Genomic DNA, 24,028 nt, shown 5'->3' with positions numbered 1-24,028 from the left:
CAACAAAACATCAATTTTTGTAAAAAAGCCCTTTAGCTATTGAAAACACCCTAGCTATTGAAAGCATGCGTGAAAAATTATTTTTCCTACCCGCTCTCAGAAAGACTGACAAAATTCAGCACTGAATATGACGTACACAAACCGAGTTTACGTTAACTGAACAAAGTTAAATAACTATGATAAACTAGCACAAATAAAACATATTGTTAACAATAAACTTAATACAATTATGTAGTATCGTATCCTAACAAGATACATACCCAAAAATGTTAATCAATTATCGGTGAGTGGGAGTTAACTCCACAATCCCAGCTTGTGAACCGTCATTCTCTGAATTTTGGTTGAATACCCGCTACATTGAGGTTATTTACCATTTACGTATCAAATAAAGGATTAAAAATGAGGATCAGTCATCTCACTAAAGAATTAACGCTATGGCTAATTGTTGTGTTTATTTTAGCTGGCTGCAGCACCAAAACCATCAGTACCAGCTCATCTAGCGCACAACTAACGTCCAAACATACCGAAACTAAGCAGAACCATACGGCGACGATTGAGGGTATATATCAAATATACTCACCCGAATCGCTTAATGTGCTTGATCCCAATCAACCAGTTAAAGTGTTAGCAAGTGGATTTGAATGGGTGGAAGGTCCGGTGTGGTCATCATTGGGCAATTACTTACTTTTCTCAGATATACCGACTCATAAAGTCTTTAAATATGATGAGCAAAATGGGCTCAGTGAATATTTATCAAACAGCGGCTTTTCAAATGGTTTGGTTATCGATCAACAAAACGCGTTAGTCTTATTACAATCACGTAGTCGTCAAATTGCCAAAATGAACGCTTCACTCTCTCAGCCTGCCAATGAATATGAAATTATCATCGACAGTTACCGCAATAAACGACTCAATAGCCCAAATGATGGCGTAATAACGGCTAACGGGAGTTTGTTTTTTACCGACCCACCATATGGACTCGAAGGTAAACTAAATGATCCGGCTAAAGAGCTGAGTTTTCAAGGAGTATATAGGCTAAATAACAACCACCAACTCACTTTAATAGATGACACGATTGTGTACCCTAACGGTATCGCATTAACCAAAGACGAGCGTACACTTTATGTAGCCGCATCTGACCCTAACAAACCAGCTTGGTACCAATATCAACTTGATGAAAACTTGCAAGTGACTCATAAAAAAGTTTTTTATGAACTGCCACCAACCACGGCAGCTGACCACGGTTTGCCAGATGGGCTTAAAATACACCCTTCAGGCATTATTTTTGCGACGGGCCCAAATGGTATATTTCTATTTGATAAAGCAGCAAAATTACTCGCTAAGATCGATTTACCCATCATAGCGGCAAATCTTGCATTTAATGGCGATTATTCAAAACTTTACATTACCGCACATCAAAAAATATTGAGTATTAATTTGAAGATAATGAAATAACGGTTTGCATTTATATTGATGATAATGACTTCATCCTTATCAACATCAACTCTGTACCTTTTTTTCACACATAACTTGACCTGTAAGATGCGGAGCTACCCACTACAGGTTTATTAAGTACAATAAAAATCAACTCATCCTACTGTAATAACTCGGTAAGACTCCGTAATCTAATTCATATACTGCTTGGTTATTAACTGTCGACCGCGTACTAACCCAATACGATCATTATATTGTTAAATATCATTCTGATTCCGGTAAAAAATGACAATCAGTTGGATTGTCACTTTAGAAAGTCGAAACTATTCCCTATTCATACCCATTCGGGTTTGCAGACTGCCAGCGCCAAGTATCAACCATCATTTGTTCTAGTGAACGATTAGCTTGCCAATTTAGTTGCGAATTGGCTTTTTGAGCATTAGCCCAAAATGCGGGTAAGTCACCTGCTCTACGTGGACTGACTTCATACGGGATCTTTTTATCAACGGCTTGCTCGAAGGCATTAACGATTTCAAATACAGACACACCATTACCAGTGCCTAAATTAAATGATTCAACCCCCGTAAAATCTGTATTGGTATTTAACCAATTCATTGCCGCTACATGACCTTCTGCTAAATCCATTACATGTAAGTAATCGCGTTCACAGGTACCATCTTTAGTTGGGTAATCTGAACCGAATATGCTCAGTTTTTCACGCTTACCCACCATGACTTGGGCAACATAAGGCAGTAGATTGTTTGGAATACCTTTAGGCGATTCACCAATTTGACCGCTTTCATGGGCGCCAATGGGATTGAAATAACGAAGAGAAACACCTCTAAATGCAGGGTTAGAAGCCGCAGTATCGGCCATTATACGCTCAACCATCACTTTAGTTGCCCCATAAGGACTTGAAGGTGTACCTAATTTCATTGACTCCACATACGGCACTTCATTTTCTTCGCCATAGACTGTCGCTGATGAGCTAAATATAAAATTATTCACCTGATGTTCAGCCATAGCTTCTAGTAAACAGACGGAGCCGTGTACATTGTTTTGATAATACTCTAAAGGTATTTGGGCCGACTCACCTACTGCTTTAAGTGCTGCAAAATGAATGACTGTATCTATTTTATGCGCTTTTAAAACTGACGATAGTTGCTTTTTATTTCTAATGTCACCTTCAACAAACTCAACAGATTTACCCGTTAGGGTCTCTACTCTTTTAATAGATTCAATGTTTGAGTTAAATAAGTTATCAAAAACAATGACGTCACTGTCATTTTCTAATAATGATAAAACGGTGTGAGAACCAATATATCCTGCACCACCTGTTACTAAAACATTCATCTTTTGTCCCTTTAACAATCACAAATGAAGTGACGTAATTTATCTAAGCCTATGGAGATAATACAATAATACTTTTAGTTGGTTCTAATGCATACCTTAAAACAAACAAAAAAAGGCCTTTTTTAGCCATTATTCTTATAAGTTATCATCCCTCGGGCAGCAGCTTCATCCCTGACATCTTCTTAAACAAATAATTAACATAAGCGTGTCATTACACTTTGCTTATTCAAACTATCGAGTTATTTATTAGGTCAATTTAATACACACTATCGACACAAACTACAATTAAATGACTGTTTTTATGGTTATTCCCTTACAACTAACAACTTATATGAATCAGACACATTAAATTACACATTGAAACAGTAAGGGTTTAACAATCTATGTAACATAACCGTATAATACTATTAACTCATTATCGTCATAGACTCAGTCTGTGATTTAGCTTCAACAAGAGGAAGTGTCGTGGCTACTGCAAAGCAAATTATTCTACCTATTGGGATTATAGGTGTGGGTGTATTGATAACGGGCTTGCTTGTTTCAATGCAAAAACCGCCAGAAGAAAAACCACCTGTAGATAACACCCCGCTAGTATCGGTTGAAACCATTAACTATAAGCCGATGAAATTTACAGTGAGTTCTTATGGTGTTGTCAATGCTAAGTATCACACTGAGTTAGTCGCTCAAGTCAGTGGTGAAATTACTTACCTTTCCGATTCATTTGTTAAGGGTGGTTTCATTAAAAAAGGCGATGTACTCGCACGAATTGACCCTAGTGATTATGAGTCAGCTTTATTAGATGCCCAAGCAAATCTAGCATCAGCAAAAGCAACACTCGTTCAAGAAAAGGCCAACGCTCAAGTAGCAGAACGTGAGTGGGCCGAGATTACTGACAGTAAGCCAAGTGATTTAAGTTTACGTAAACCGCAGCTAGCGCAAGAAATTGCCAAACTTAAAAGTGCAGAAGCTGGATTACTTCGGGCCCAGCGCAATCTCGAACGTGCAATTATCAGAGCACCCTATGACGCATTGATCGGGAGTCGAAATATCGGATTAGGGGCATATGTTAGTAATGGTTCTCCTATCGGTCTGGTATATAGCACAGATAAAGCTGAAGTACGTTTACCGCTTGCAGATAAAGAAATGCAATATTTAGATCGTAAAGGCGCTAATGCCAAAGTGACTCTAGTCGGTAATTTTGCTGGTGAAAAACAAGAATGGGTTGGAACGATTGTTCGCAGTGAAGGCGTTATCGACAGTAAGAGTCGGATGACTTATTTAGTGGCTGAAATTGATGACCCTTATGGACTCAAAAAAGATCACAAAGAACTTCGTTATGGCACTTACGTAACAGCCCACATTGGTGGAACCCATGCTGGTCAAGTGGCTGTTGTACCGCGCCACCTCATAGTTAACGGCCTTGTTGCTACGATGGACAGTGACAAAAAGCTTAGATACCTCCCTGTGAACATCATCAGACAAGATGGCAGTAACGTCATCATTTCAAGTGGCCTAGAAGATGGGATGAACATCATTACTTCAGCGTTAGATTACCCTGTTGAAGGAATGACGGTTGCTTTACCTCAAGATAAGATTTTACAAACCGAGCCTGAAGTAGGAGTCGATTCTGACACTGCTATCGCCATGGATGATAAGGAATAATTCATGGAAGATACTAATAAAGGCTTAATTGCATGGTTTGCACGAAATAGTGTTGCAGCAAACCTATTGATGATCATTATTTTATTAGGGGGTTTATTAACCGCTAATACTATTCGTAAACAATTTTTCCCTGCGGTCGAAATAAACTGGATTGAGTTCAGTGCAGTTTACCCAGGCGCAGCCCCGCAAGAAGTGGAAGAAGGTATTACAGTAAAAATTGAACAAGCGTTAGAAACCGTTCAAGGCTTACAGCGTGTTATTACCTATTCCAATCGCAATCAAGCAAACGGTTATTTCCGTATTGAAGATTCGTACGATCCACAAATCGTACTTGATGAAGTTAAATCTGAAATTGGTTCGGTATCGACCTTCCCTGCTGGAATGGAATTTCCAAAAGTAGAAAGAATTAAAATACGTCAGGAAGTGATGTATTTGAGCCTTTATGGGGATTTATCACAGCGCCAATTAAAAGATTTAGGCGAAAAAATCCATAAAGAAATCATGCAGCTACCTAACGTTAATATTGCAGATTTTTACGGTGGGTTAAATTACGAAATTAGCGTAGAAGTCAGTAAGGATAGACTGCGTGAATTTGGGCTTAACTTTAATGATGTTGCTGAAGCTGTACGTGGGTATTCACGTAATATGTCTGCTGGACAGATTAAAGCCGAAAATGGATATATTAACTTACGTGTAGAAAACCAAGCCTACGTTGGTTATGAGTTCGAAGATTTACCCTTACTCACATTAGATGACGGTACTAATTTACTGTTAGGTGATGTAGCAACCGTAAACGATGGGTTTGAAGAAGGTATTCAATACTCAAAGTTTAATGGTCAAAATGCGGTGACTTTTTTTGTCGGCGCGGCTAAAAATCAAAGTATCACTGATGTCGCTGATACGATGAAAACTTACATTGCTAAAAAACAAGCTTTATTACCTGAAGGCGTCACACTTGAGCCTTGGGTTGATATGACCTACTACCTTGATGGTCGTCTTGATTTAATGCTAGATAGCATGAAAACAGGTGCGGTATTGGTCTTCTTTATGTTGGCGTTATTTTTGCGCGTCAGATTAGCATTTTGGGTGATGATGGGTCTGCCTGTTTGTTTCTTAGGTACCCTGCTATTCATGCCAATGGCATTTATTGATGTCACAATTAACGTTATCAGTTTATTCGCCTTTATTCTTGTTCTGGGTATTGTGGTAGATGATGCCATTGTTATGGGTGAAAGTGCTCATACCGAATGCCAAGAAAATGGCCAAAATATTGATAGTGTTATCCGCGGTGTTAAACGTGTAGCCATGCCTGCAACTTTTGGTGTTTTAACAACCATTGCAGCATTTCTTCCCATTACTTTAGATGACGGCCCTTCCTCTGCTTTCGGCCAAGCAATTGGTTTTGTGGTAATCCTTTGTTTGCTGTTCTCTTTAGTGGAATCCAAGTTAATTCTACCTTCGCATCTAGCGCATATGAACAAGCCAAAAGTCGTTCAACCCGGTTCTAAAAACCCTTTAGATTGGTTACGAAATGGCGTTAACTTTGTTCAGGGTAAAATTGAGAAAAACTTAACGTGGTTTATTGGCAATATCTACAAGCCAAGTCTGACACTGGCAGTGAAATATCGTTATGCGGTTATTTCAACATTTGTAATGCTCATTGTTATTTGTGCAGCGCTTTATATCAGTGGTTTAGTTCGCTTTATTGGCCAACCCAAAATTCCTCATGATTTTCCACGCATTAGTTTAGAAATGAATGTCGATGCCGCAGAAACAGCCACATTGGATGCTGCTCACTCCATTGAAGAAGCATTAAGGAAGGTTGAGTCACAACTAGAAGATCAATACGGACAAGGCATGATTGCTGAGTTACAAGTTGAACTTCAAGGCAGAACTCGTGCAGAAGTCAGAACTAAACTTGTGGATCCTGCAATTAGGCCAATAAACACCTTCGAAGTCGCTGAAATGTGGCGTCAAGCCATGCCTAAAATACCGGGAGTTAAATCCTTTGAAGTTCAAGATAGCCTATTTGGAGGCGGTCGTGACGATGGCGACATTAGCTTTAGACTGGAAGGTAATGATGATGCTCAGCTTATTGCAGCCTCTCAGGCATTAAAAGATAAACTGAATACACTAAAAGGCGTGAGTGATGTAAACGATAGCCGTCAGTCATCGGCTAAAGAAGTTCAGTTTAACTTAAAGCCATTAGCCCATAGTCTTGGACTCACTTTAGCCAATATTGCATCGCAAGTGGGTAACAGTTTCTATGGACTTGAAGCCCAGCGGATCATTCGAAATGGTGAAGAAATAAAGGTAATGCTTCGTTACCCTGAAGCTCAACGTAACTCAATTGCATTAGTACAAGAGGTATTGATTAAAACACCTCAAGGTGCAGAGTTACCTTTATCTGAAGTTGCCAATATTGATGTTGTTCAAGGTGTTAATAGCATTCGCCGTGAGAATGGGAATCGTACTATTAATGTGTGGGCATCGGTTGATGCTGAACAAGCCGAACCCTTTAAATTAGCCAAAGATATTCGTGATAACTTTATGCCGGAATTACTGACTAAATACCCGCGAGTAAAAAGCGAAGTTTCAGGGAATATTCAGGAACAGTTAGACAGTGCAGATACGCAATTGCGAGACTTCATTATTTCAATGTTAGTCATTTATAGCCTGTTAGCAATTCCTCTTAAATCTTATGTTCAGCCGTTCATGATCATGTCTGTGATCCCATTTGGGGTAATTGGCTCAATGCTGGGTCATATTATTTTAGGTATTGATTTAAGTGCACTATCGGTATTCGGCATAATTGCAGCAGCTGGTGTAGTTGTGAATGACTCACTTGTAATGGTGGATTATGTCAATAATTCTCGTAAACGTGGGGTACCGTTAAATGAAGCAGTCATTAACGCGGGTTGTCGTCGTTTTAGAGCGATTATGCTGACTTCATTAACCACATTTATTGGATTAATGCCAATAATGACTGAAACCAGTATGCAGGCTCAAATGGTTATTCCAATGGCGGTCTCACTTGCATTTGGTGTGCTGTTCGCCACTGTAGTCACACTGTGTTTAATTCCGTGTCTTTATATCGCTATTGAGGATATGCGCGGCATTGTAAGAGGCATATGGAGAATGTATGTGCCTGAGCCAACGGAGCAGTCAACGCCTAAATCGGTTCAAGAAATCACTGGGCAAACTTCGTAATAAAATATTAAATTAGTCACAAAATTAAAAAGCCAGTTAAACTTATGTTTACTGGCTTTTATTTTTTAGCTTTCGCGAATTTAGCTATTCTCCGTCGCCATGATTTTATGGTACAGCTTATCTTTCATTTCAACTCGCTGCTGTTTAAGCTCGTGAATTGATTCATCAGAAATAGGCGAGTCTTTTAATTCAAGCTCACGGATCTGTTGATCTAATAAGTCATATTGCTTTAGCACAGCGGCAAAATCAGCATTACTTTTAATGAGTTCAGCAATAGTGTCTATATGGTCTGGAAATTCGTTTCTAAGAGAGTGATTCTCACCTAACATAAAAGCCTCTTTTCGTTGTTAATCAGTGTTTCAAGATAGAAATGGTTGTAAAATTTTGACATTAAAATTCAGCCCGTTAACTAGAAAGTCACTGTAAAATGTAGAGTAATTAGATTATAAATCAAGCTATATTTTAGTTTATAAAAACAACACCACAGAATAAAAATTGAATGTAAGGCTTGTTTTTTAGTCTTTAAATTCGCTTTAGAAGCAAAACATGAGTAATTGATGTCAAAAACGCCTTACAATTATCCAAACCCTTGTAAAAATTGAATTAATAAACCTGACCAATACCTATACACCCAAAGATGAGTGAGTAAAGCAGAACTGTATTATTTTAAATTATTCAAAGTCACTATGAATTTCAATTAGTTATGCAAAATTGCAGTTTTGTATCGACAACAAACTACTTAAGTAGGCAAGAATCCTCTGCACCGATAAATATTATGTAAGTTCAAAATAAAACATCGAGACCCAACCACACAGACTTGTTTAAATTGTTTGTCTCAAATCATACCTGAACAAGTGGTAAACAGTTAATAGGTAAATAAATCAACCAAAAGTAGGCCTCATTTTATGCCTTTTTTTATATACTTAAGTAACTTGTTATTGTTAAACCTTTTGTAAAAATGGAGCTAAATTATTATGGACAATACAAATCATACAATTAGAAGAATCATCAGTTCTTTTATGATTGTTGTAATGTCCTTGCTTTCATTTGTTACAACTCATTGTTCGGCAGAAGAAACCAAATCACTTTGTCGAACCGGTGAACATCAACTATCTTGGTCTGGTGGTGGGGCCTACCCTAAAATTCTAAGTCATAATAACGAGTTGCATCTGATTTCTGATGTGTCGGGTATTTGGAAGTCAGGCTTAAATGATACTAACTGGGCAAGTAAAAATACTGGTTTAGCCAACTTAAGCCTTGCAACATTAATTTATTCAGTTTCAAACCCGTTAATAGGTTATGTAACAACTAAAACAGGTATTTCTAGAACCTTAGATGGAGGCGAAACGTGGAACAGTGTTGAAAACCTTCCTACAGGCTTGAGTTTCAGACGTTGGGATAGTTACAGTAATATCATTATTGATGAAGCAAACGCGATGAATTTCTATTTTGGAGATAATAAAGGTCAAATTTTCTTTTATCACGAGGAAGTAGCTGAATTAATAACTATAGTTCCTGATCAGAACACCATTTCAACTCTACTATTAACAAAGGACAACTACTTAATAGCAGGTACAAACTCAAACAGATATGTTTTTCAAAAAGACCCTTCTACTTCTGAATGGAAGTTAAGCAAACAAGACTCAAACCCAGCTTTAGATTTAGCTTCTATTTTCTTTAATGGCAAAGAACATCTCTTTTCAGTCGGAACTAACGATGTTCTTTTATCAACAGATAATGGCTTAAACTGGTTGCCTTTGAACATCTCAGAATACAGTACACTTAATGAGCAAATTTCGACACACAGAATCTCTGCTGCAGTAAACAACCAAAATGAAATTAGTATTATTATCGCTTGGTATCAAGACTGGCAATCAGGGGTATTGATAAGTAAAGATTCTGGTAAAACATGGTATCAAGAACTAAGTAATCTAGATTACTCAACCAGCAACCCTACCCGTTCATGGAATGACTACAGCATTAATAAAGTCATGTCAGTTGATATAAGTTCTATTGATGACGACACATTTTATTTTTCAACATATTGGGGTATTTGGCAGTCTACTGATTCTGGGTATACATGGAGTGAAAATTTTAAAAATGGTGCTTCAAACACTGTAGGGTCATCTATCGCTTTGACTGATGATGGGGATTTGATTACAGCTTCAATGGACGTTGGCGTCATACGTTACCCTCTAGATAAAAAACCAATATCACTCTTGCCAATGGCAACTGAAGATTATTTCGATGAAGATGTTGCTGGTCACTTTTGGAATATAGTCGTAGATTCTGAAAGGCTGATTGCAACTAGCAGCGCTTGGTCTTCTAAAGCAAATCAGATTTTAATAAGTGAAGATAACGGTCAAACATGGACTAGAGTAAGTGAAGGCTTGCCTTCTTATTATGAAACCTCCTGGCCTATATGGGACAAAGGGTACGCCCGAGCCTTAATTAAAGACAAAAACATTAGCAATAAACTTTATCTCGGAATTGATGGTCACGGATTATTTATATCTACAAATGGTGGATATAATTGGCAGAAATCAGTCACTAAACCCGGCAGCAAACGTATTTATAATGGTTTAGATCAAGATGAAACGACCAATACCTTGTATTGGGGAACCGCTTCTAATGGCGTTTACACTACAGTGGATGATGGTAGGACTTGGATACACGATGGTTTAAAAAGATTATATGTGTATGACTTAGTCGTGAGTAAATCAGGTGTAGTTTATGCAGGAACAGCAAACTCTGAAACTGCAGGTCATGGAGCAGCGATTTACAAAAAAGAATCGTCCATAAGTGAGTGGCAATTAGTTAAGGACTTTGAAGTAATTGGTGCTATAGATGCATTAACAATAGATCCTAAAAACGAAAGAAGAGTCATCGTTAGCCTAATTAATTGGGTAAATAATAATACTGGTGCAATTTATATCAGTGACGATGCTGGTACAAACTGGTCTTTAATTCCTGAATACCAAGGGGTTGGCGCTGCAGATATGTTGATATCTCCTTGTTCAGATGATTTGTTTATCATTGGTTATTCTCAAGGCGTGAAAAAAATTAACTTAACCCCTTTTAATGAACAAATAGATTTAGGAGTTAATATTAACAATTTCAGTATTTTGAAAGATCATTGGGCTTGGAAATACTATGAAAGTGAACAAGCGCGTTCTGTATGGAAAAGTGGTGCTCAAATAGGCTGGACAGTAACAACATCAGCAGTTAGTAATATCAAAATTTTTTTTGAAGCTATAAATAAGCCTGGTGACCGAAAATTACCTTTAAACTACCCTGGTTTTGAATTGCAAATTGTTCTTAATGGAGAGGTTATATCAGAGCAAGTCGTTAAAGCATCTGACACCCAATGGAAAGAGGTAAACTTTCTGCTGCCTGAAGTATCCAAAGGCACGCACACTATCGAAATTCTATGGCTAAATAATGTATCTAGCCCAACGGTGGATACTAACTTTGCATTAAAAAATATCAAGATGATTCAAACGCCAGTTAATTAATGGTTAAATTTATTTTCATAAAAATCTGATAGCTATGTGTCATCACTTCATTATATCTGTGATTAAATTTGTCCTGAGAGTCTTATAGTTTAATTGTAATCAGAAGTTCTAGTACAAAGTACGAACTACTACAAAATCAAATTTGAATTTAAAGCGTACCCCAGGCTGATATGCACCTTTCAGATTTCTCACGTTTGCAACCATGATCACAAATACTGGATTAAATTTTTTCTAAATTTGCTCTAGTGCTCCTTAACAACTTTAATTAAAAAGGTTTACCAAACACTGCATTAGCAACACCTGATTCAAGTAATATTAAGAACAACTGTTCACAAAAAAATTAAATCGAGTGTTTTAATATTGATCTTAATCAATATGATAATTATGAAATCATTTATATTAGATTAACAAATTTTAATCCTCCCACACGGAATAGGTTAATTCATGGATACACATTCAGCTTTATATGAACGGTGTAAAAACCGATTAGCAGAACTACGTGAAACTGCGCCTCGCCAAACCGTTACGTTAGACGAAAAACTAAAAGAAAACGGCATAACAAGACGTGAATTCATGACATGGAGTGCGTCAGTCACCGCTTTACTTGCACTTCCTCTCCCTTTTACCAGCTTAGTTTCTGAAGCCGCTGAACTTGCAGATAGAGTTCCTCTCATATGGTTACATATGGCTGAATGTACTGGTTGTTCAGAGTCTCTTATCAGAACCGATACGCCTAATCTCGATAGCTTGATATTTGATCACATATCACTGGAATATCATGAAACCTTAATGGCAGCAGCAGGTTGGCAGGCTGAAGAAAACCTTGAACATGCGATGGAGGCCTATAAAGGTAACTACCTCTTAGCTGTCGAAGGGGCTATTCCAACGGCCAATAACGGTGCTTTTTTAACTGTTGGCTGTAAAGGTCATACAGGGATGCACATCGTTAAAGAAGCCGCTGAAGGCGCTGCTGCTATTATTTCTGTAGGTACGTGTGCTGCATTCGGCGGTGTACAAGCTGCTGCTCCTAATCCAACGGGTGCGAAAGGTGTTCAGGATGTCATTAACAAACCAGTAATTAATTTAGGTGGCTGTCCACCAAGTGAAAAGAACATCGTCGGCACGCTGATGTACTTCATCATGTTTGGCAAACTCCCAGCTTTAGATATGTTTAATCGTCCTAAGTGGGCTTACGGCGCACGCGTGCACGATAACTGTGAACGACGCGGACGTTTTGATGCCGGTGAATTTGTAGAGACATTTGGCGATCAAGGCGCAAAAGATGGCTACTGTTTATATAAAGTGGGCTGTAAAGGACCATACACATATAACAATTGTCCTACCGAGCGATTTAATCATCACACTAGTTGGCCAGTGCTTGCGGGGCATGGCTGTATCGGTTGCTCTGAACCTAATTTCTGGGATGACATGGCAGATTTCGAAAAACCATTAGGAAGACAGTTATTACATGGGGTTGATGCTACTGCAGATACCATAGGCGCAGTTCTTCTTGGCGCTACCGTTGTCGGCATTGGCGCTCATGCCGTTGCAAGTCTTTTTGCCAAGCCTTTAGAGGAATAACCCATGAACAAACGTGTTGTAATCGATCCTATTACTCGAATTGAAGGCCATCTTCGTGTCGAAGTTGAAGTAGATGAAAATAATGTCATCAAAAAAGCTTGGTCATCTTCCACTCTATGGCGTGGTATTGAGGTTATTTTAAAAGGCCGCACACCTATGGATGTCGGCTTAATGGTGCAACGTATTTGCGGCGTATGTACCTATTCCCATTATCGCTGCGGAACTGAAGCTGTTGAAAATGCCTTAGGTGTCAAAATTCCACTTAATGCCAAATATCTTCGCTCACTGATGCAAACGTCATTACATATGCATGACCATATTGTGCATTTTTATCATTTACATGGCTTAGACTGGGTAGATGTGGTTTCAGCATTAAGTGCCGATCCTGCTCTAGCAGCTCAAGAAGCGCTTAAATATACTGCCAACCCAATTGCTGCAGGTGAAGGTGACTTACGGGCTGCGCAAGAGCGTGTTAAAGGATTAGTGGATACTGGTAAACTTGGCCCTTTTGCTAATGCTTATTGGGGCAATAGAACTTATAAGTTTACCCCAGAGCAAAACTTAATCGCGCTGTCGCATTACTTAAAAGCACTCGAAGTACAACGAGTGGCTGCAGAAATGATGGCAATATTTGGTGGTAAATCCCCTCACCCACAATCACTTGTTGTCGGCGGTGTTACTTCTGTACGAGACATGCTAAGTCCCGCTCGACTTCAAGAGTGGAAACAAAAGCATGCAGTAGTGCAAGACTTCATTCTACGCGCATATAAAGCTGATATCGTTATGGCAGCGGCTGCTTATGGAACCGAGCCTAGTGTTCTTGGTGGCGTTAACGTGAAAAACTTCATGGCGACCAATGACTTTATACTATCAGACGGCCAGTACATGTTTGATCAGGGCGTTATCATGAATGGTGACCTTGCTGGTGTTAGCGATATTGATCCTGATTCCATTAAAGAAGATGTCACCCATGCATGGTATGACGCTGAAAAACCACAACACCCTTATGAAGGAACAACGATTCCAAACTATACAGGTTTTGTTGAACGTGACACTGTTTATGGCAAACTTCCAACCGTTGATGGTGATGGCAAATACTCTTGGGTTAAATCTCCACGATATAAAGGCGAACCGATTGAAGTTGGTCCATTGGCATCATTATTAGTGAGTTATGCTCGTGGCAATAAAGTCGTGGTTGAAGCCGTAAATGACCTTTTAAGCGCTACAGGTTTACCTATTGAAGCCTTATATACAACCCTCGGCCGTACCGCTGCTCGTATGCTTCAAACAGTGATTGTTGCTGAAGAAGGCTTAAAAACCTTTGATGCCATGTTAGCCAATATGCAATCTGATGAAAGTACTTATGTTACCCCTGAAATAGATTCAAGTAAGGATTATGTCGGTCACGCTATGATTGAAGCTCCTCGTGGTATGTTAAGTCATTGGATTAGGATCAAAGGCGGTAAAGTTGAAAACTACCAAGCCATTGTACCGACAACATGGAATGCTGGCCCTGTTGATGTAAACGGAAAAGTTGGCCCCTACGAAGCTTCTTTAATCGGCTTAGAGCTTGAAGATCCAAGTAAACCCCTTGAAGTGATACGCGTTATTCACTCTTTCGACCCTTGTATGGCTTGTGCTGTACACGTGATGGACTATAAAGGGACGAGTTTAGGTGAATTCCGCATTGACCCTAACGGGGTTTAATCGGATTGAATATCTAAGAGGAATTGATTATGACTCAGGTAGCTACCCATCATAGAGAATTAATTTTCTCGCCCGCCATCCGGATTTTTCATTGGTTGAGGGCACTATCGATTGTGGTATTGATTGCAACAGGATTTTATCTTTCTTGGCCATTTTTAGTGGCGCCGGAATCATCTGATGTATTAGTTCAGGGATGGATCCGATTTGCCCACATTATTTTTGGCTTTGCCTTAACCGCCATCACCATCATTCGATTTTATTTGTTTTTCTTTAGTCGCAATAGTGCGAATGAAAGACGCTCTATAAAAGATGTACTTAGTGTGAAAAGCTGGATAGTCCAAATTAAGTCTTACATTTGGATGGGAAATTTAGATAAAGCTGGCATATATGGACCACTACAGTTTGTCACTTATGTCGGGATTTCATTTGCCGCCTTATTTATGTGTATTACTGGCTTAGTGCTATATGCCAATGTTTACCACGAAGGATTTGGTGGTCTTATTTGGGATGTATCGGCTTGGTTTACGGCTCTAATGGGAGGACTGGCAGAAGTTAGAGTTTGGCATCACATTATGACATGGGCATTTATCATATTTATGGTAATCCATGTTTATATGGCCGTATGGTCTGGTATACGCTTTAAACATAATTCTGTTGACTCAATCGTCTCAGGTTATGACTACCACAAGGATCATTAACACTTGTCTACTACCCTACTTATTGGGATAGGTAACGTACTGTACGCCGATGAAGGTATCGGCGTACATTTCGTTAATTATATCCAAGAAAAATATCAATTTAACCACCCTACAGACAAAATTGACTTACTGGACGGTGGCACACTTGCACAAGGGTTAATCCCTATTCTATGTAAATATGATAACTTAATTGTTGTGGATACAGTCAACAGTCCCGGAGTCGGTCCTGGTGAAGTATATTCATTTAACTTTGATCAAGCACCACCTGAAATTGATTGGCAAGGAAGCGCTCATGAAGTTGAGATGCTGCAAACCCTTATCATGATGGAAATGGTTGGCGATAGACCTAATACCCATGTTGTGGGTGTTACACCAACAGTTATCGAACCTATGACGTTGGGACTTACGCCGTCTATCCAAGCTGCGGTTCCCACGATGGAAAAAGTATTACTTAAGCACCTTACTGAGCAAGGATTTACGTATCAGCAAAAAGCTGAAGTTGATATTAACGCACTTATCCCTGATTCATATAAACGCGGAAACTTAGAATATGCCTAAGATTAGTTTTAACTTTTTTTGTCATCGCGATATTCCTCTGTACGCAGATCTATGTAATCTTTATCTCGCAGATGACCGTTTCGATTTTACCATTGGTCACCACATTAATAATGACCTACAAGCTAAGCATGCCCAATTCAGGCCAGTACACACTTACTTTCTTGAAGTAGAAGCTTCTGAGACTGAACTTAGTGCCTTAGCTGACGAAATAGCGGCGAAATTCTTATATTCTATATGGCTTGAAAGTGCAGAAGTCATTTTAATCGAACAAAGAAAAGGCACTAAAACCTGTTTACAACACCAAGCTTTACATCAAGGCTTTTGCAGTGAATGTGAACCTCTCATCTCTAACTTAGATAAAGACATTGAGATATCTACACCTTGCCCTCAGTGTTTTGGTGAACGCAAGCTTCAACAATATGAAATTGGATTAAATCAACAAGATATATCAGATGTAGTTGATAGAATACTGCAAGGTGAAGAAGTTTGGCTAGGTAAACAAACAAGCCAAGTTAGTTTAAGCTTACATCCGATTGTATCCAATCAAACTTCAGCATTATGTGATGGTGATTTACAACAAGTATTAATTACCGACCCACAAGTAATTTCATCATCATTTATTGTAAATCAGCAGCAAGCACTTGCTTTATCTAGCTTCGAAAAGCCATTTTTAAAGCTGCAACCAAATATAAAGCTAGAAAATGAACACACTGTATTAAATCAAGATTTGAATGATAGTTATTACAATGTGGCATTCGCTGACAGCCGATTACTCATTCGTGTAGCTGCACTATTAAAAAGTAAACAAATTGATTGGTTATATATCAAAAAACCACAAAAAAACGTCAGTGTTTCTTGGGTTAATAATGTTTGGGTTCAAAACCAAGCAACCGCAGATATATTCTTTAAAGCGCCGATGCCAAAGCACGATGACAACCGATATCTGCAAGATGATCGTTTATATAATGCATCTTGGCAAAAAAATACTTTAACATGTACTGTCACTGAATCTGATGAAACCTTAGCAAGCAGTCTGATTCAACAAAAACCATTACCGGGTATAGATGCAGCAACTTGTGCATTACACGCTGGATTATTAAGTACCGGTTGCGTTACTAGCAGTAAGAGTTCAATAGAAGCTTCTTCTAGTCTTAAAAAACTAGCTTGTATTTATTTATCAAAAAGCCAATCAAGTTGTGTCATCACACAAACTCAGCAAGGCGACATTGGTTCATTTTTACAAATGCCTACACTGCCACAAAGTGGTAATCAATTAGTTGAAGAACTAGTCGCATCTGATAAAAACACTATATTTAACAAATACTGTGTTGCTTACCCTGAGGTATTCAAATTACTGGCTGACTTTACGTTATCAGCAAGTACTCAAGCTGACAGCTTACAAACCTTTATGGCATATGCGGCGTTAATCGTATTGCCAGATGAAGAAGTCAGAAAAAATGGACCTAATTCTGCAATTTCAACTGTCCCAGAGTTAGCTGATAAATTCCACGCATTAGCACAACGTTATCATGGCAATAATGCCCCAAGAGTCGATTTTCCACTGTGTGCAATTAATAGTGAAGATAACAATGCCCTACATAAACGTTCTATAAATTGGCGCAAAACACTCGCCAGTTTAATGAGCTTTAAATTAGCGGGCGCTAACCCTGCGATTTTAGCATTTGGTTTTTTTGACTCACTAACAGATTATTTAAGTAACTGGGTAGATCATTTAGAGCAAGAACAAGGGATCGATGCAGTTGTGTTAGCTGGGAGCGATTTTAGTTATGAAGTCATGGCAAGCAGATTATGTATACGCCTTGGGAAAAACTATCCATTAATTGTAAATCGTCAACTGGATTTAGAAGGTGCCAATATCGCTGTTGGTGGAATGTACCTTGCTAAACGGCGCCGATAGGAGCGATTAATGGCAATTGATAACAGTTATCGCCAACAAGTCAGGCTAAATATTAACGGCATTGTCCAAGGTGTTGGATTTAGGCCGTTTGTTTACCGTCTTGCCACTCAATCTAATCTTGTGGGTTCTATATTAAACAACCAACAAGGTGTGTGTATTCATTTACAAGGATTGAATACTGATATCAATAAGGTTGTACATCAACTAAAAGTTAACCCGCCTCCTCTAGCACGTATCGATAAGTTGCTAATTAAAGAAGAAGCTATAGATAGCTCACTGCAACATTTTGTCATTGAAACCAGCACCCGTAGTGCTGATTCTGTCGTGTCTATTTCAGCCGACAAAAGTGTTTGTGGTGACTGTTTACTTGAAATGCGCGACCCTAAAAACCGCCATTATCAGTACCCTTTTACCAATTGTACCAATTGTGGACCTCGTTATAGCATCATTAAGAATCTGCCATACGATCGCATTAATACATCAATGGCAGACTTCGTGATGTGTGATGAATGCGCGTATGCTTACAAGGATCCATTAAACCGACGATATCACGCCCAGCCCGTCAGTTGCCCAAAGTGTGGACCACAACTGAGCTATATCGATTGTGCAACTAATTCAAATCTGGAGAATACAGAATATAGTTCTCTCACTAACTCACAAATAATCAGAAAAGTTGTCAGTGAGCTCAATAATGGAAAAATTATTGCGATAAAAGGATTAGGTGGATTTCATATCATTTGTGATGCCACTAATGATGCAGCAGTTAAGCGTCTTCGTCAGCGAAAGCACCGAAAAGCTAAACCATTAGCAGTTATGGCAACGGATATACGTAATGCTCGTCAAATGGTTGAAGGGACACGTAAAGAATGGCAAGTCCTCAGCTCTGCAGAAAATCCTATTACACTAATGAAAAAAAGAAGTGATATGGAGATTAACCTAAGTCCTGCACTTGCGCCGAATATTGATACTTTAGGTATATTTTTGCCATATACGCCGCTGCATCATCTACTCGTAGAAGCCTTTAAAAAACCGCTTGTGGCCACCAGTGCTAATATATCTGGCTTACCTATCATTACCGTGGGTAATGAAATCAACCAAAAGCTTAGCAAAGTGGTAGACGGGATTGTTGATCATAATAGGCCAATCGTTAATGCCTGTGATGACAGTGTGGTGCAAGTTATTGACGATAAAATCCAAGTCATTCGACTCGCAAGAGGTTATGCACCACTTAGCATTCCATTGAGCAATAAATTACAACATCACCTATTAGCTGTTGGCGCTCAACAGAAGAATACCCAGTGTTTCGCATTTAATGAAAGTGCGTTTGTCAGTCCACACATTGGAGACTTACATAATCTAGAAACCAACCAATATTTCGAGCAAACACTCAATACTTTTCACAGGTTGTATCAATTTACCCCCGAACAAATTATCGCTGATAAGCATCCAGAGTATGCTTCATCACAGTGGGCTACAACACAGGCAATCGAACAAAAGATCCCTCTTGCAAATGTTCAGCATCACTATGCTCACGTACTGAGTGTTCTCGCAGCCAACGATTATCAGAAACAAGTGTTAGCGTTTAGCTTTGATGGCACAGGGCTTGGAGATGATAAGCAATTATGGGGCAGCGAATGTATGTTAGCAGATGCGTATACTTTTGAAATTATATCGCACTTTAAAGCCTTTAAACTGATTGGCGGTGAGCAAGCCATAAAGCAACCTGTACGTATTCTGTTAGCCTTGTTATTTGAAACTATGACTGTCGATGAAATCATGACATTGCCAATTAATGCCATTCAGCAAATGGATAAATTAACAGTCAATAATCTGCACAAAATGTGGCTTAATAACAGTGCTTGTATTGAGTGCCGCTCGGTAGGACGTATTTTTGATGCTGTTGCGGTAGCTCTAAACCTAATTATAGAGAATGATTTTGAAGCACAAGCTGGGATGCTGATTAGCACTCACGCAAATATGGCTATTGACTCAAATCAGCAAAACTATGCCAACAGTCTAGTCTGTAATTCTTACACAACTGATAAGCTGTCACTAATTTTAAATGAGGATCTTGCCGATAATTTAACCGGTAATATAAGCCCCCTCATCAATACCAAAACAAACAATATTCAAATGTTTGAACCTTCAAAACTCATCAACCAGTTAATCACTCGCTTAGTTAACACAAAAAATAGCAACGACATTCCAGGTATGACGAACCAACTGTGTTTAGAGTTTATTGAAAGTTTAAGCAAAGTTGTTTGCTATATGGCAGAACAATATCCAAGTCATAAACTGATTTTATGTGGCGGTGTTTTTCAAAATAAATTGTTATATGAGATAACCTTACAGCAATTAAATCATCATTTAAGTTACACACCGGATAAGGTGTTACCCAGTAAATTGGTTCCCATAAATGATGCAGGTATTTCATTAGGCCAAATTTGGTATGCGTACCAACAACTAAACAGATCACAAACACAGCATTAATTCTATTAAGAATTTAATTTTGCTGATGTTAATCAAAGAATTAATTAAGACCCCTGTTAATACTGGATAAAGTCAGATTAAAGTGGTTTTTTAAGGAGTATAACAATGTGCCAAGATTGCGGATGTTCATTAACCGATCACTCAAATTTACATTCTAATCCACAACTTAATGACACTAAAACACTGTCAGTCATTCATAAGATATTGGATAAAAATGATCACGAAGCCCAACATAACCGTGAACATTTTGAAGCGAATAATGTACGCGCTTTCAATCTGATGAGTAGCCCTGGTAGTGGAAAAACAACTTTACTTGAACACTTACATGAATATTTACCTAAGAAATATGCAGTGATCGAAGGCGATCTTGAAACTTCAAGGGATGCTGACAGATTAATAGCTAAAGGAATTGAAGCCTATCAGGTACAGACGGGGTCAGCCTGTCACTTAGATGCCTTTATGGTTCATCAGGCACTTCACCACATTGACTTAAAACCTATTGATGTATGTTTTGTAGAAAATGTTGGTAATTTGGTTTGCCCGGCTAGTTATGATGTTGGCACCCATAAAAATATTGTGTTGTTATCAGTACCCGAAGGTGACGACAAAATAGAAAAGTACCCTGTCATGTTCCGCCGAGCTGACCTTGTGCTCATTACCAAAATGGATTTAGCTGAACACTTTGATTTTTCACTTGTTGAATGTCGCAAACAACTTGAAAAACTCAATCCAGACGTCACGCTTATCCCTGTATCAGTAAAAGACGCACAATCAATTACAGCTGTTGCTAACTGGATACAAAAGTATCAAGGAGAGTTTTAATATGTGTTTATCAGTCCCTTCACAAGTTACTGAAATACATGATGATGCAAGCGTCACTGTTGATACCTTAGGGGTTAAACGCCGAGTAAGCTCACACCTGATGACAGAACCTTTAGCCATTGGTGACTTCGTCCTAATCCACATTGGTTTTGTGATGAATAAAATTGATGAGGTTGAAGCAAACTTAAGTTTAGAGCTATATAAAGAGATTATTGAGAAACTCGAAGCTGAGGAGCAAGCATGATAAAACTTGCTGATCTATACCAGCAGTTCAGAAACCCTGATACGATAAGAGCCTTATCTAATCGTATCAATCAACTTGCCAGTGATATAGATGCTGATATTAACATAATGGAAGTTTGCGGTGGGCACACCCATACCATTATGAAATATGGTCTTAATCAATTATTGCCATCTAACATCAAGTTTATTCATGGACCAGGTTGCCCTGTGTGTATTATGCCAAAGGAGCGAATAGATCACGCCGCTACCTTAGCCCAACTTCCTGATGTCATTTTATTAACGCTCGGCGACATGATTAGAGTGCCGGGCTCTAAAGGTAATCTCGCTAAGTTTCGCTCTCAAGGAGCGGATATTAGACCACTATACGACCCAATGGACGCCATCACTATTGCTCAGGAAAACCCTGATAAAACAGTGATATTTTTTGCTATCGGTTTTGAAACATCAACACCTATGACAGCCGTGTTAATCGATCAGGCAGAAAAGCTTCATATTGATAATTTGTTATTTCATATCAATCATGTACTCGTTCCACCAGCAATAGATGCTGTTATGGCAGATACACAAAGTAAGGTAAATGCGTTTATAGGTCCAGCGCACGTCAGCGTGATAAGCGGCGCAAAAATATATCGACCTGCTGTTGAACAATACAACACCCCTATTGTCGTTTCTGGTTTTGAACCTGTCGATGTTATGGAGTCGATTTTACGCATTGTGCAACAAAAGCATGAAGATAAAGCTGAGCTTGATGTTCAATATAGTCGAGCAGTTTCAGAAGATGGTAACCTGGCCGCGCAGGCGATAATAAACCAATATTTAACAGTTAAAGATAGTTTTAGATGGCGAGGTTTGGGTCCTATACCTAATTCAGCATTACGACTTAAAGATGAATTTAAACATCGTGATGCGGAAGTTATCTTTAAGACTCAATTACCCACCGAAGAAATTGACGATCATAAAGCATGTCAATGTGGCGATATACTTCGCGGATTATCTAATCCACCTGATTGTAAGGTTTTCGGCCGCGGTTGCACCCCAGATAATCCGTTAGGCAGTTGTATGGTGAGTTCTGAAGGTGCTTGTAACGCTTATTATCGTTATGCAGGAGTGTCTCATGCCAATCCAAAAAAATGATCAAGTTCAATTAAGCCACGGTGGTGGTGGCAAAGAGATGAATACGTTAATCAATGACCTATTTTTCAAAGCGTTTTCTAATCCTATTTTAGAGTCTCAAGAAGATGCTGCTCAGTTACAACTGTCAGGCGCAACGGCTTTTACCACTGACTCCTTTACGGTGGATCCTTTGTTTTTTGCCGGTGGTAATATTGGCAAATTAGCGATTGCAGGCACCGTCAACGATTTAGCCATGATGGGCGCAATTCCAGAATATCTAAGTTGTAGCTTTATTATTGAAGAAGGCTTTGCAATTCAAGACTTACAAACCATTGTGAATAGCATGGCAGAAGAAATGCAATACAGTGGTGCTCATATTGTCTGCGGAGACACCAAAGTCGTTCCTAAAGGCTGCGCTGATGGTATTTTTATCAATACTTCAGGTGTAGGCAAAATCATTAAACAAAACATCTCAGTTAATAACTTAGTGGCTGATGATGTGATTATTGTTTCAAGGGATATTGGTAGACACGGCGCTGCAATTTTAATGGCTCGAGACAGTCTATCGTTGGAGTCTGAATTAACCAGTGATTGTGCAACATTATGGCCAATAGTTGAGCAGCTAATTGCCGCTAATATCGATATCCACGCTATGAGAGATGCAACCCGTGGCGGCCTTTCAGCAGTGTTAAATGAATGGGCAACGGCATCTAATGTTGGCATTGATGTGGATGAAAAAAACATCCCTGTTTCATCTGAAGTACAAGGCTTATGTGAGCTATATGGCTTTGAGCCATTTGACCTTGCCAACGAGGGGACTTTTATCATTGCCCTGCCACGAAGTGCAGCAGATAAAGCTTTAGAAGTAATGACTCAATATTGTCAATGCGATCAAGCTGCTGTTATAGGTTATGTAACTGATGAACATAACGGCAAGGTGGTGTTAAATACTCCTTGGGGAAGTAGTCGCTACTTAGATTTACCTCAGGGTGAATTGCTGCCAAGGATCTGCTGATGCACGAATATTCAATTGTGATGTCATTAATGGAGCAAATTGAGCAATTAGCGCAAGATAATAACGCAAATGAAATAATCAGAGTTGATATTAAAGTGGGCGTGTTAAGCGGAGTTGAACCACATTTACTTCAAAATGCATTTGATACGTTCAAGCTAAATACTGTTTGTCATGATGCTCAATTAAATATGCAACTTCAGCCATTAGTGATTGAATGCCGACAATGTCATCACAAAACTGAATTAACTGAAAGAAATGTCATTTGTCCTCACTGTAAAAGCTATGATACGCGTGTCATTGACGGTGAAGATATGATGTTAATGCAGTTAGAAATGAATGCTAGTTAAACTAGATAAAACGAAAGTAAGAAACTGAAGAAATTAAGAAACTGTCTATATCAGTAGTTGAGATCAATACAGTGAGAATCAATGTAGTTGACCATTATTGATTACGATTTGTAAGTTTAAATATTTTATCAATAACCTATTTGTTAAAAGGAAACAATCATGAAAGCAAAACTAACCGCACTAGTATTAGCCGCAGCGCCAACGATCGCATTTGCACACGAAGGACACGGTGGTGTTGGGCTTTTCCATCATATGTATGAATTGGCACCAGCCATTGCATTAGTTGCCGTAGTCGCATTTATTTACTACAAAAAATCTAAGTAACTGTACGGTTTCTTGAATTTCTTGTATAAAAAAGCCCT

18 protein-coding genes are annotated in these 24,028 nt (G+C 38.8%); 16 read left to right on the top strand and 2 right to left on the bottom strand.

Annotated elements, in window-relative coordinates:
* Positions 1 to 399 precede the first annotated feature (399 nt).
* The gene (locus tag L2735_RS02220; RefSeq protein ID WP_248983147.1) at positions 400 to 1,455 is read left to right on the top strand and encodes an SMP-30/gluconolactonase/LRE family protein; all 1,056 of its coding nucleotides are present in this window, start codon (positions 400 to 402) and stop codon (positions 1,453 to 1,455) included.
* A 309-nt stretch (positions 1,456 to 1,764) separates the two neighbouring features.
* Here the strand turns inward: L2735_RS02220 and galE are convergent, their stop codons facing one another.
* Complete coding sequence (galE, locus tag L2735_RS02215; protein ID WP_248983146.1) at positions 1,765 to 2,787, bottom strand: UDP-glucose 4-epimerase GalE; 1,023 nt, start codon at positions 2,785 to 2,787, stop codon at positions 1,765 to 1,767.
* 465 nt (positions 2,788 to 3,252) lie between these two features.
* Between galE and L2735_RS02210 the strand changes: the two genes are divergently transcribed.
* Positions 3,253 to 4,449, top strand: a complete 1,197-nt coding sequence (locus L2735_RS02210) for an efflux RND transporter periplasmic adaptor subunit (protein ID WP_248983145.1) — start codon at positions 3,253 to 3,255, stop codon at positions 4,447 to 4,449.
* 3 nt (positions 4,450 to 4,452) lie between these two features.
* Positions 4,453 to 7,659 carry an efflux RND transporter permease subunit gene (locus L2735_RS02205; RefSeq protein WP_248983144.1) on the top strand — a complete coding sequence of 1,069 codons (3,207 nt, stop codon included), beginning with the start codon at positions 4,453 to 4,455 and terminating at the stop codon, positions 7,657 to 7,659.
* Positions 7,660 to 7,739: 80 nt separating this feature from the next.
* On the opposite strand, the gene L2735_RS02200 is transcribed toward L2735_RS02205, so the two are convergent.
* On the bottom strand, positions 7,740 to 7,988 hold the full coding sequence (locus tag L2735_RS02200; protein ID WP_248983143.1) for an HP1242/YdcH family protein: 249 nt from the start codon (positions 7,986 to 7,988) through the stop codon (positions 7,740 to 7,742).
* 645 nt (positions 7,989 to 8,633) lie between these two features.
* Between L2735_RS02200 and L2735_RS02195 the strand changes: the two genes are divergently transcribed.
* The 13 genes from L2735_RS02195 (at position 8,634) to L2735_RS02135 (ending at position 23,990) form a co-directional block, all read left to right on the top strand.
* Positions 8,634 to 11,174 carry a sialidase family protein gene (locus L2735_RS02195; protein WP_248983142.1) on the top strand — a complete coding sequence of 847 codons (2,541 nt, stop codon included), beginning with the start codon at positions 8,634 to 8,636 and terminating at the stop codon, positions 11,172 to 11,174.
* Positions 11,175 to 11,618: 444 nt separating this feature from the next.
* A complete protein-coding gene (hyaA, locus tag L2735_RS02190; RefSeq protein ID WP_248983141.1) occupies positions 11,619 to 12,755 on the top strand; it encodes a nickel-dependent hydrogenase small subunit in 1,137 nt (378 codons plus the stop codon).
* Positions 12,756 to 12,758: 3 nt separating this feature from the next.
* Entirely contained in the window at positions 12,759 to 14,462 is a 1,704-nt protein-coding gene (gene hyaB / locus L2735_RS02185) for a nickel-dependent hydrogenase large subunit (protein WP_248983140.1), read from the top strand.
* Between the two features lie 29 nt (positions 14,463 to 14,491).
* On the top strand, positions 14,492 to 15,160 hold the full coding sequence (gene cybH / locus L2735_RS02180) for a Ni/Fe-hydrogenase, b-type cytochrome subunit (protein WP_248983139.1): 669 nt from the start codon (positions 14,492 to 14,494) through the stop codon (positions 15,158 to 15,160).
* Positions 15,161 to 15,163: 3 nt separating this feature from the next.
* Positions 15,164 to 15,718 carry a HyaD/HybD family hydrogenase maturation endopeptidase gene (locus L2735_RS02175; protein ID WP_248983138.1) on the top strand — a complete coding sequence of 185 codons (555 nt, stop codon included), beginning with the start codon at positions 15,164 to 15,166 and terminating at the stop codon, positions 15,716 to 15,718.
* A complete protein-coding gene (locus tag L2735_RS02170) occupies positions 15,711 to 17,636 on the top strand; it encodes a Kae1-like domain-containing protein (RefSeq protein WP_248983137.1) in 1,926 nt (641 codons plus the stop codon). The genes L2735_RS02175 and L2735_RS02170 overlap by 8 nt, the downstream gene beginning before the upstream one ends.
* Positions 17,637 to 17,645: 9 nt before the next feature.
* A complete protein-coding gene (gene hypF / locus L2735_RS02165) occupies positions 17,646 to 20,126 on the top strand; it encodes a carbamoyltransferase HypF (protein WP_248983136.1) in 2,481 nt (826 codons plus the stop codon).
* 105 nt (positions 20,127 to 20,231) lie between these two features.
* Positions 20,232 to 20,948 carry a hydrogenase nickel incorporation protein HypB gene (hypB, locus tag L2735_RS02160; RefSeq protein WP_248983135.1) on the top strand — a complete coding sequence of 239 codons (717 nt, stop codon included), beginning with the start codon at positions 20,232 to 20,234 and terminating at the stop codon, positions 20,946 to 20,948.
* Position 20,949: 1 nt separating this feature from the next.
* Positions 20,950 to 21,192, top strand: a complete 243-nt coding sequence (locus L2735_RS02155) for a HypC/HybG/HupF family hydrogenase formation chaperone (protein WP_248983134.1) — start codon at positions 20,950 to 20,952, stop codon at positions 21,190 to 21,192.
* The gene (gene hypD / locus L2735_RS02150) at positions 21,189 to 22,325 is read left to right on the top strand and encodes a hydrogenase formation protein HypD (RefSeq protein WP_248983133.1); all 1,137 of its coding nucleotides are present in this window, start codon (positions 21,189 to 21,191) and stop codon (positions 22,323 to 22,325) included. The genes L2735_RS02155 and hypD overlap by 4 nt, the downstream gene beginning before the upstream one ends.
* Complete coding sequence (hypE, locus tag L2735_RS02145) at positions 22,306 to 23,319, top strand: hydrogenase expression/formation protein HypE (RefSeq protein ID WP_248983132.1); 1,014 nt, start codon at positions 22,306 to 22,308, stop codon at positions 23,317 to 23,319. Before hypD ends, hypE begins: the two co-directional genes overlap by 20 nt.
* On the top strand, positions 23,319 to 23,666 hold the full coding sequence (gene hypA, locus L2735_RS02140) for a hydrogenase maturation nickel metallochaperone HypA (protein WP_248983131.1): 348 nt from the start codon (positions 23,319 to 23,321) through the stop codon (positions 23,664 to 23,666). Before hypE ends, hypA begins: the two co-directional genes overlap by 1 nt.
* 159 nt (positions 23,667 to 23,825) lie before the next feature.
* On the top strand, positions 23,826 to 23,990 hold the full coding sequence (locus tag L2735_RS02135; RefSeq protein WP_248983130.1) for a hypothetical protein: 165 nt from the start codon (positions 23,826 to 23,828) through the stop codon (positions 23,988 to 23,990).
* The last annotated feature ends 38 nt before the right edge of the window (positions 23,991 to 24,028 follow it).

This window comes from Shewanella olleyana, assembly GCF_023283825.1.
GTDB classification, from domain to species: Bacteria; Pseudomonadota; Gammaproteobacteria; order Enterobacterales; family Shewanellaceae; genus Shewanella; species Shewanella olleyana.
Note: the sequence above shows the minus strand (reverse complement) of the source record. Positions and strands in the feature narration are given on the sequence as shown.

What these genes read in the sequence shown, in the direction of transcription:
- L2735_RS02220 (WP_248983147.1), top strand. Translation starts at nt 400, where the DNA reads ATGAGGATCAGTCATCTCACTAAAGAATTAACGCTATGGCTAATTGTT.
- galE (WP_248983146.1), bottom strand. Translation starts at nt 2,787, where the DNA reads ATGAATGTTTTAGTAACAGGTGGTGCAGGATATATTGGTTCTCACACC.
- L2735_RS02205 (WP_248983144.1), top strand. Translation starts at nt 4,453, where the DNA reads ATGGAAGATACTAATAAAGGCTTAATTGCATGGTTTGCACGAAATAGT.
- L2735_RS02200 (WP_248983143.1), bottom strand. Translation starts at nt 7,988, where the DNA reads ATGTTAGGTGAGAATCACTCTCTTAGAAACGAATTTCCAGACCATATA.
- L2735_RS02195 (WP_248983142.1), top strand. Translation starts at nt 8,634, where the DNA reads ATGGACAATACAAATCATACAATTAGAAGAATCATCAGTTCTTTTATG.
- hyaA (WP_248983141.1), top strand. Translation starts at nt 11,619, where the DNA reads ATGGATACACATTCAGCTTTATATGAACGGTGTAAAAACCGATTAGCA.
- hyaB (WP_248983140.1), top strand. Translation starts at nt 12,759, where the DNA reads ATGAACAAACGTGTTGTAATCGATCCTATTACTCGAATTGAAGGCCAT.
- cybH (WP_248983139.1), top strand. Translation starts at nt 14,492, where the DNA reads ATGACTCAGGTAGCTACCCATCATAGAGAATTAATTTTCTCGCCCGCC.
- L2735_RS02170 (WP_248983137.1), top strand. Translation starts at nt 15,711, where the DNA reads ATGCCTAAGATTAGTTTTAACTTTTTTTGTCATCGCGATATTCCTCTG.
- hypF (WP_248983136.1), top strand. Translation starts at nt 17,646, where the DNA reads ATGGCAATTGATAACAGTTATCGCCAACAAGTCAGGCTAAATATTAAC.
- hypB (WP_248983135.1), top strand. Translation starts at nt 20,232, where the DNA reads ATGTGCCAAGATTGCGGATGTTCATTAACCGATCACTCAAATTTACAT.
- L2735_RS02155 (WP_248983134.1), top strand. Translation starts at nt 20,950, where the DNA reads ATGTGTTTATCAGTCCCTTCACAAGTTACTGAAATACATGATGATGCA.
- hypD (WP_248983133.1), top strand. Translation starts at nt 21,189, where the DNA reads ATGATAAAACTTGCTGATCTATACCAGCAGTTCAGAAACCCTGATACG.
- hypE (WP_248983132.1), top strand. Translation starts at nt 22,306, where the DNA reads ATGCCAATCCAAAAAAATGATCAAGTTCAATTAAGCCACGGTGGTGGT.
- hypA (WP_248983131.1), top strand. Translation starts at nt 23,319, where the DNA reads ATGCACGAATATTCAATTGTGATGTCATTAATGGAGCAAATTGAGCAA.
- L2735_RS02135 (WP_248983130.1), top strand. Translation starts at nt 23,826, where the DNA reads ATGAAAGCAAAACTAACCGCACTAGTATTAGCCGCAGCGCCAACGATC.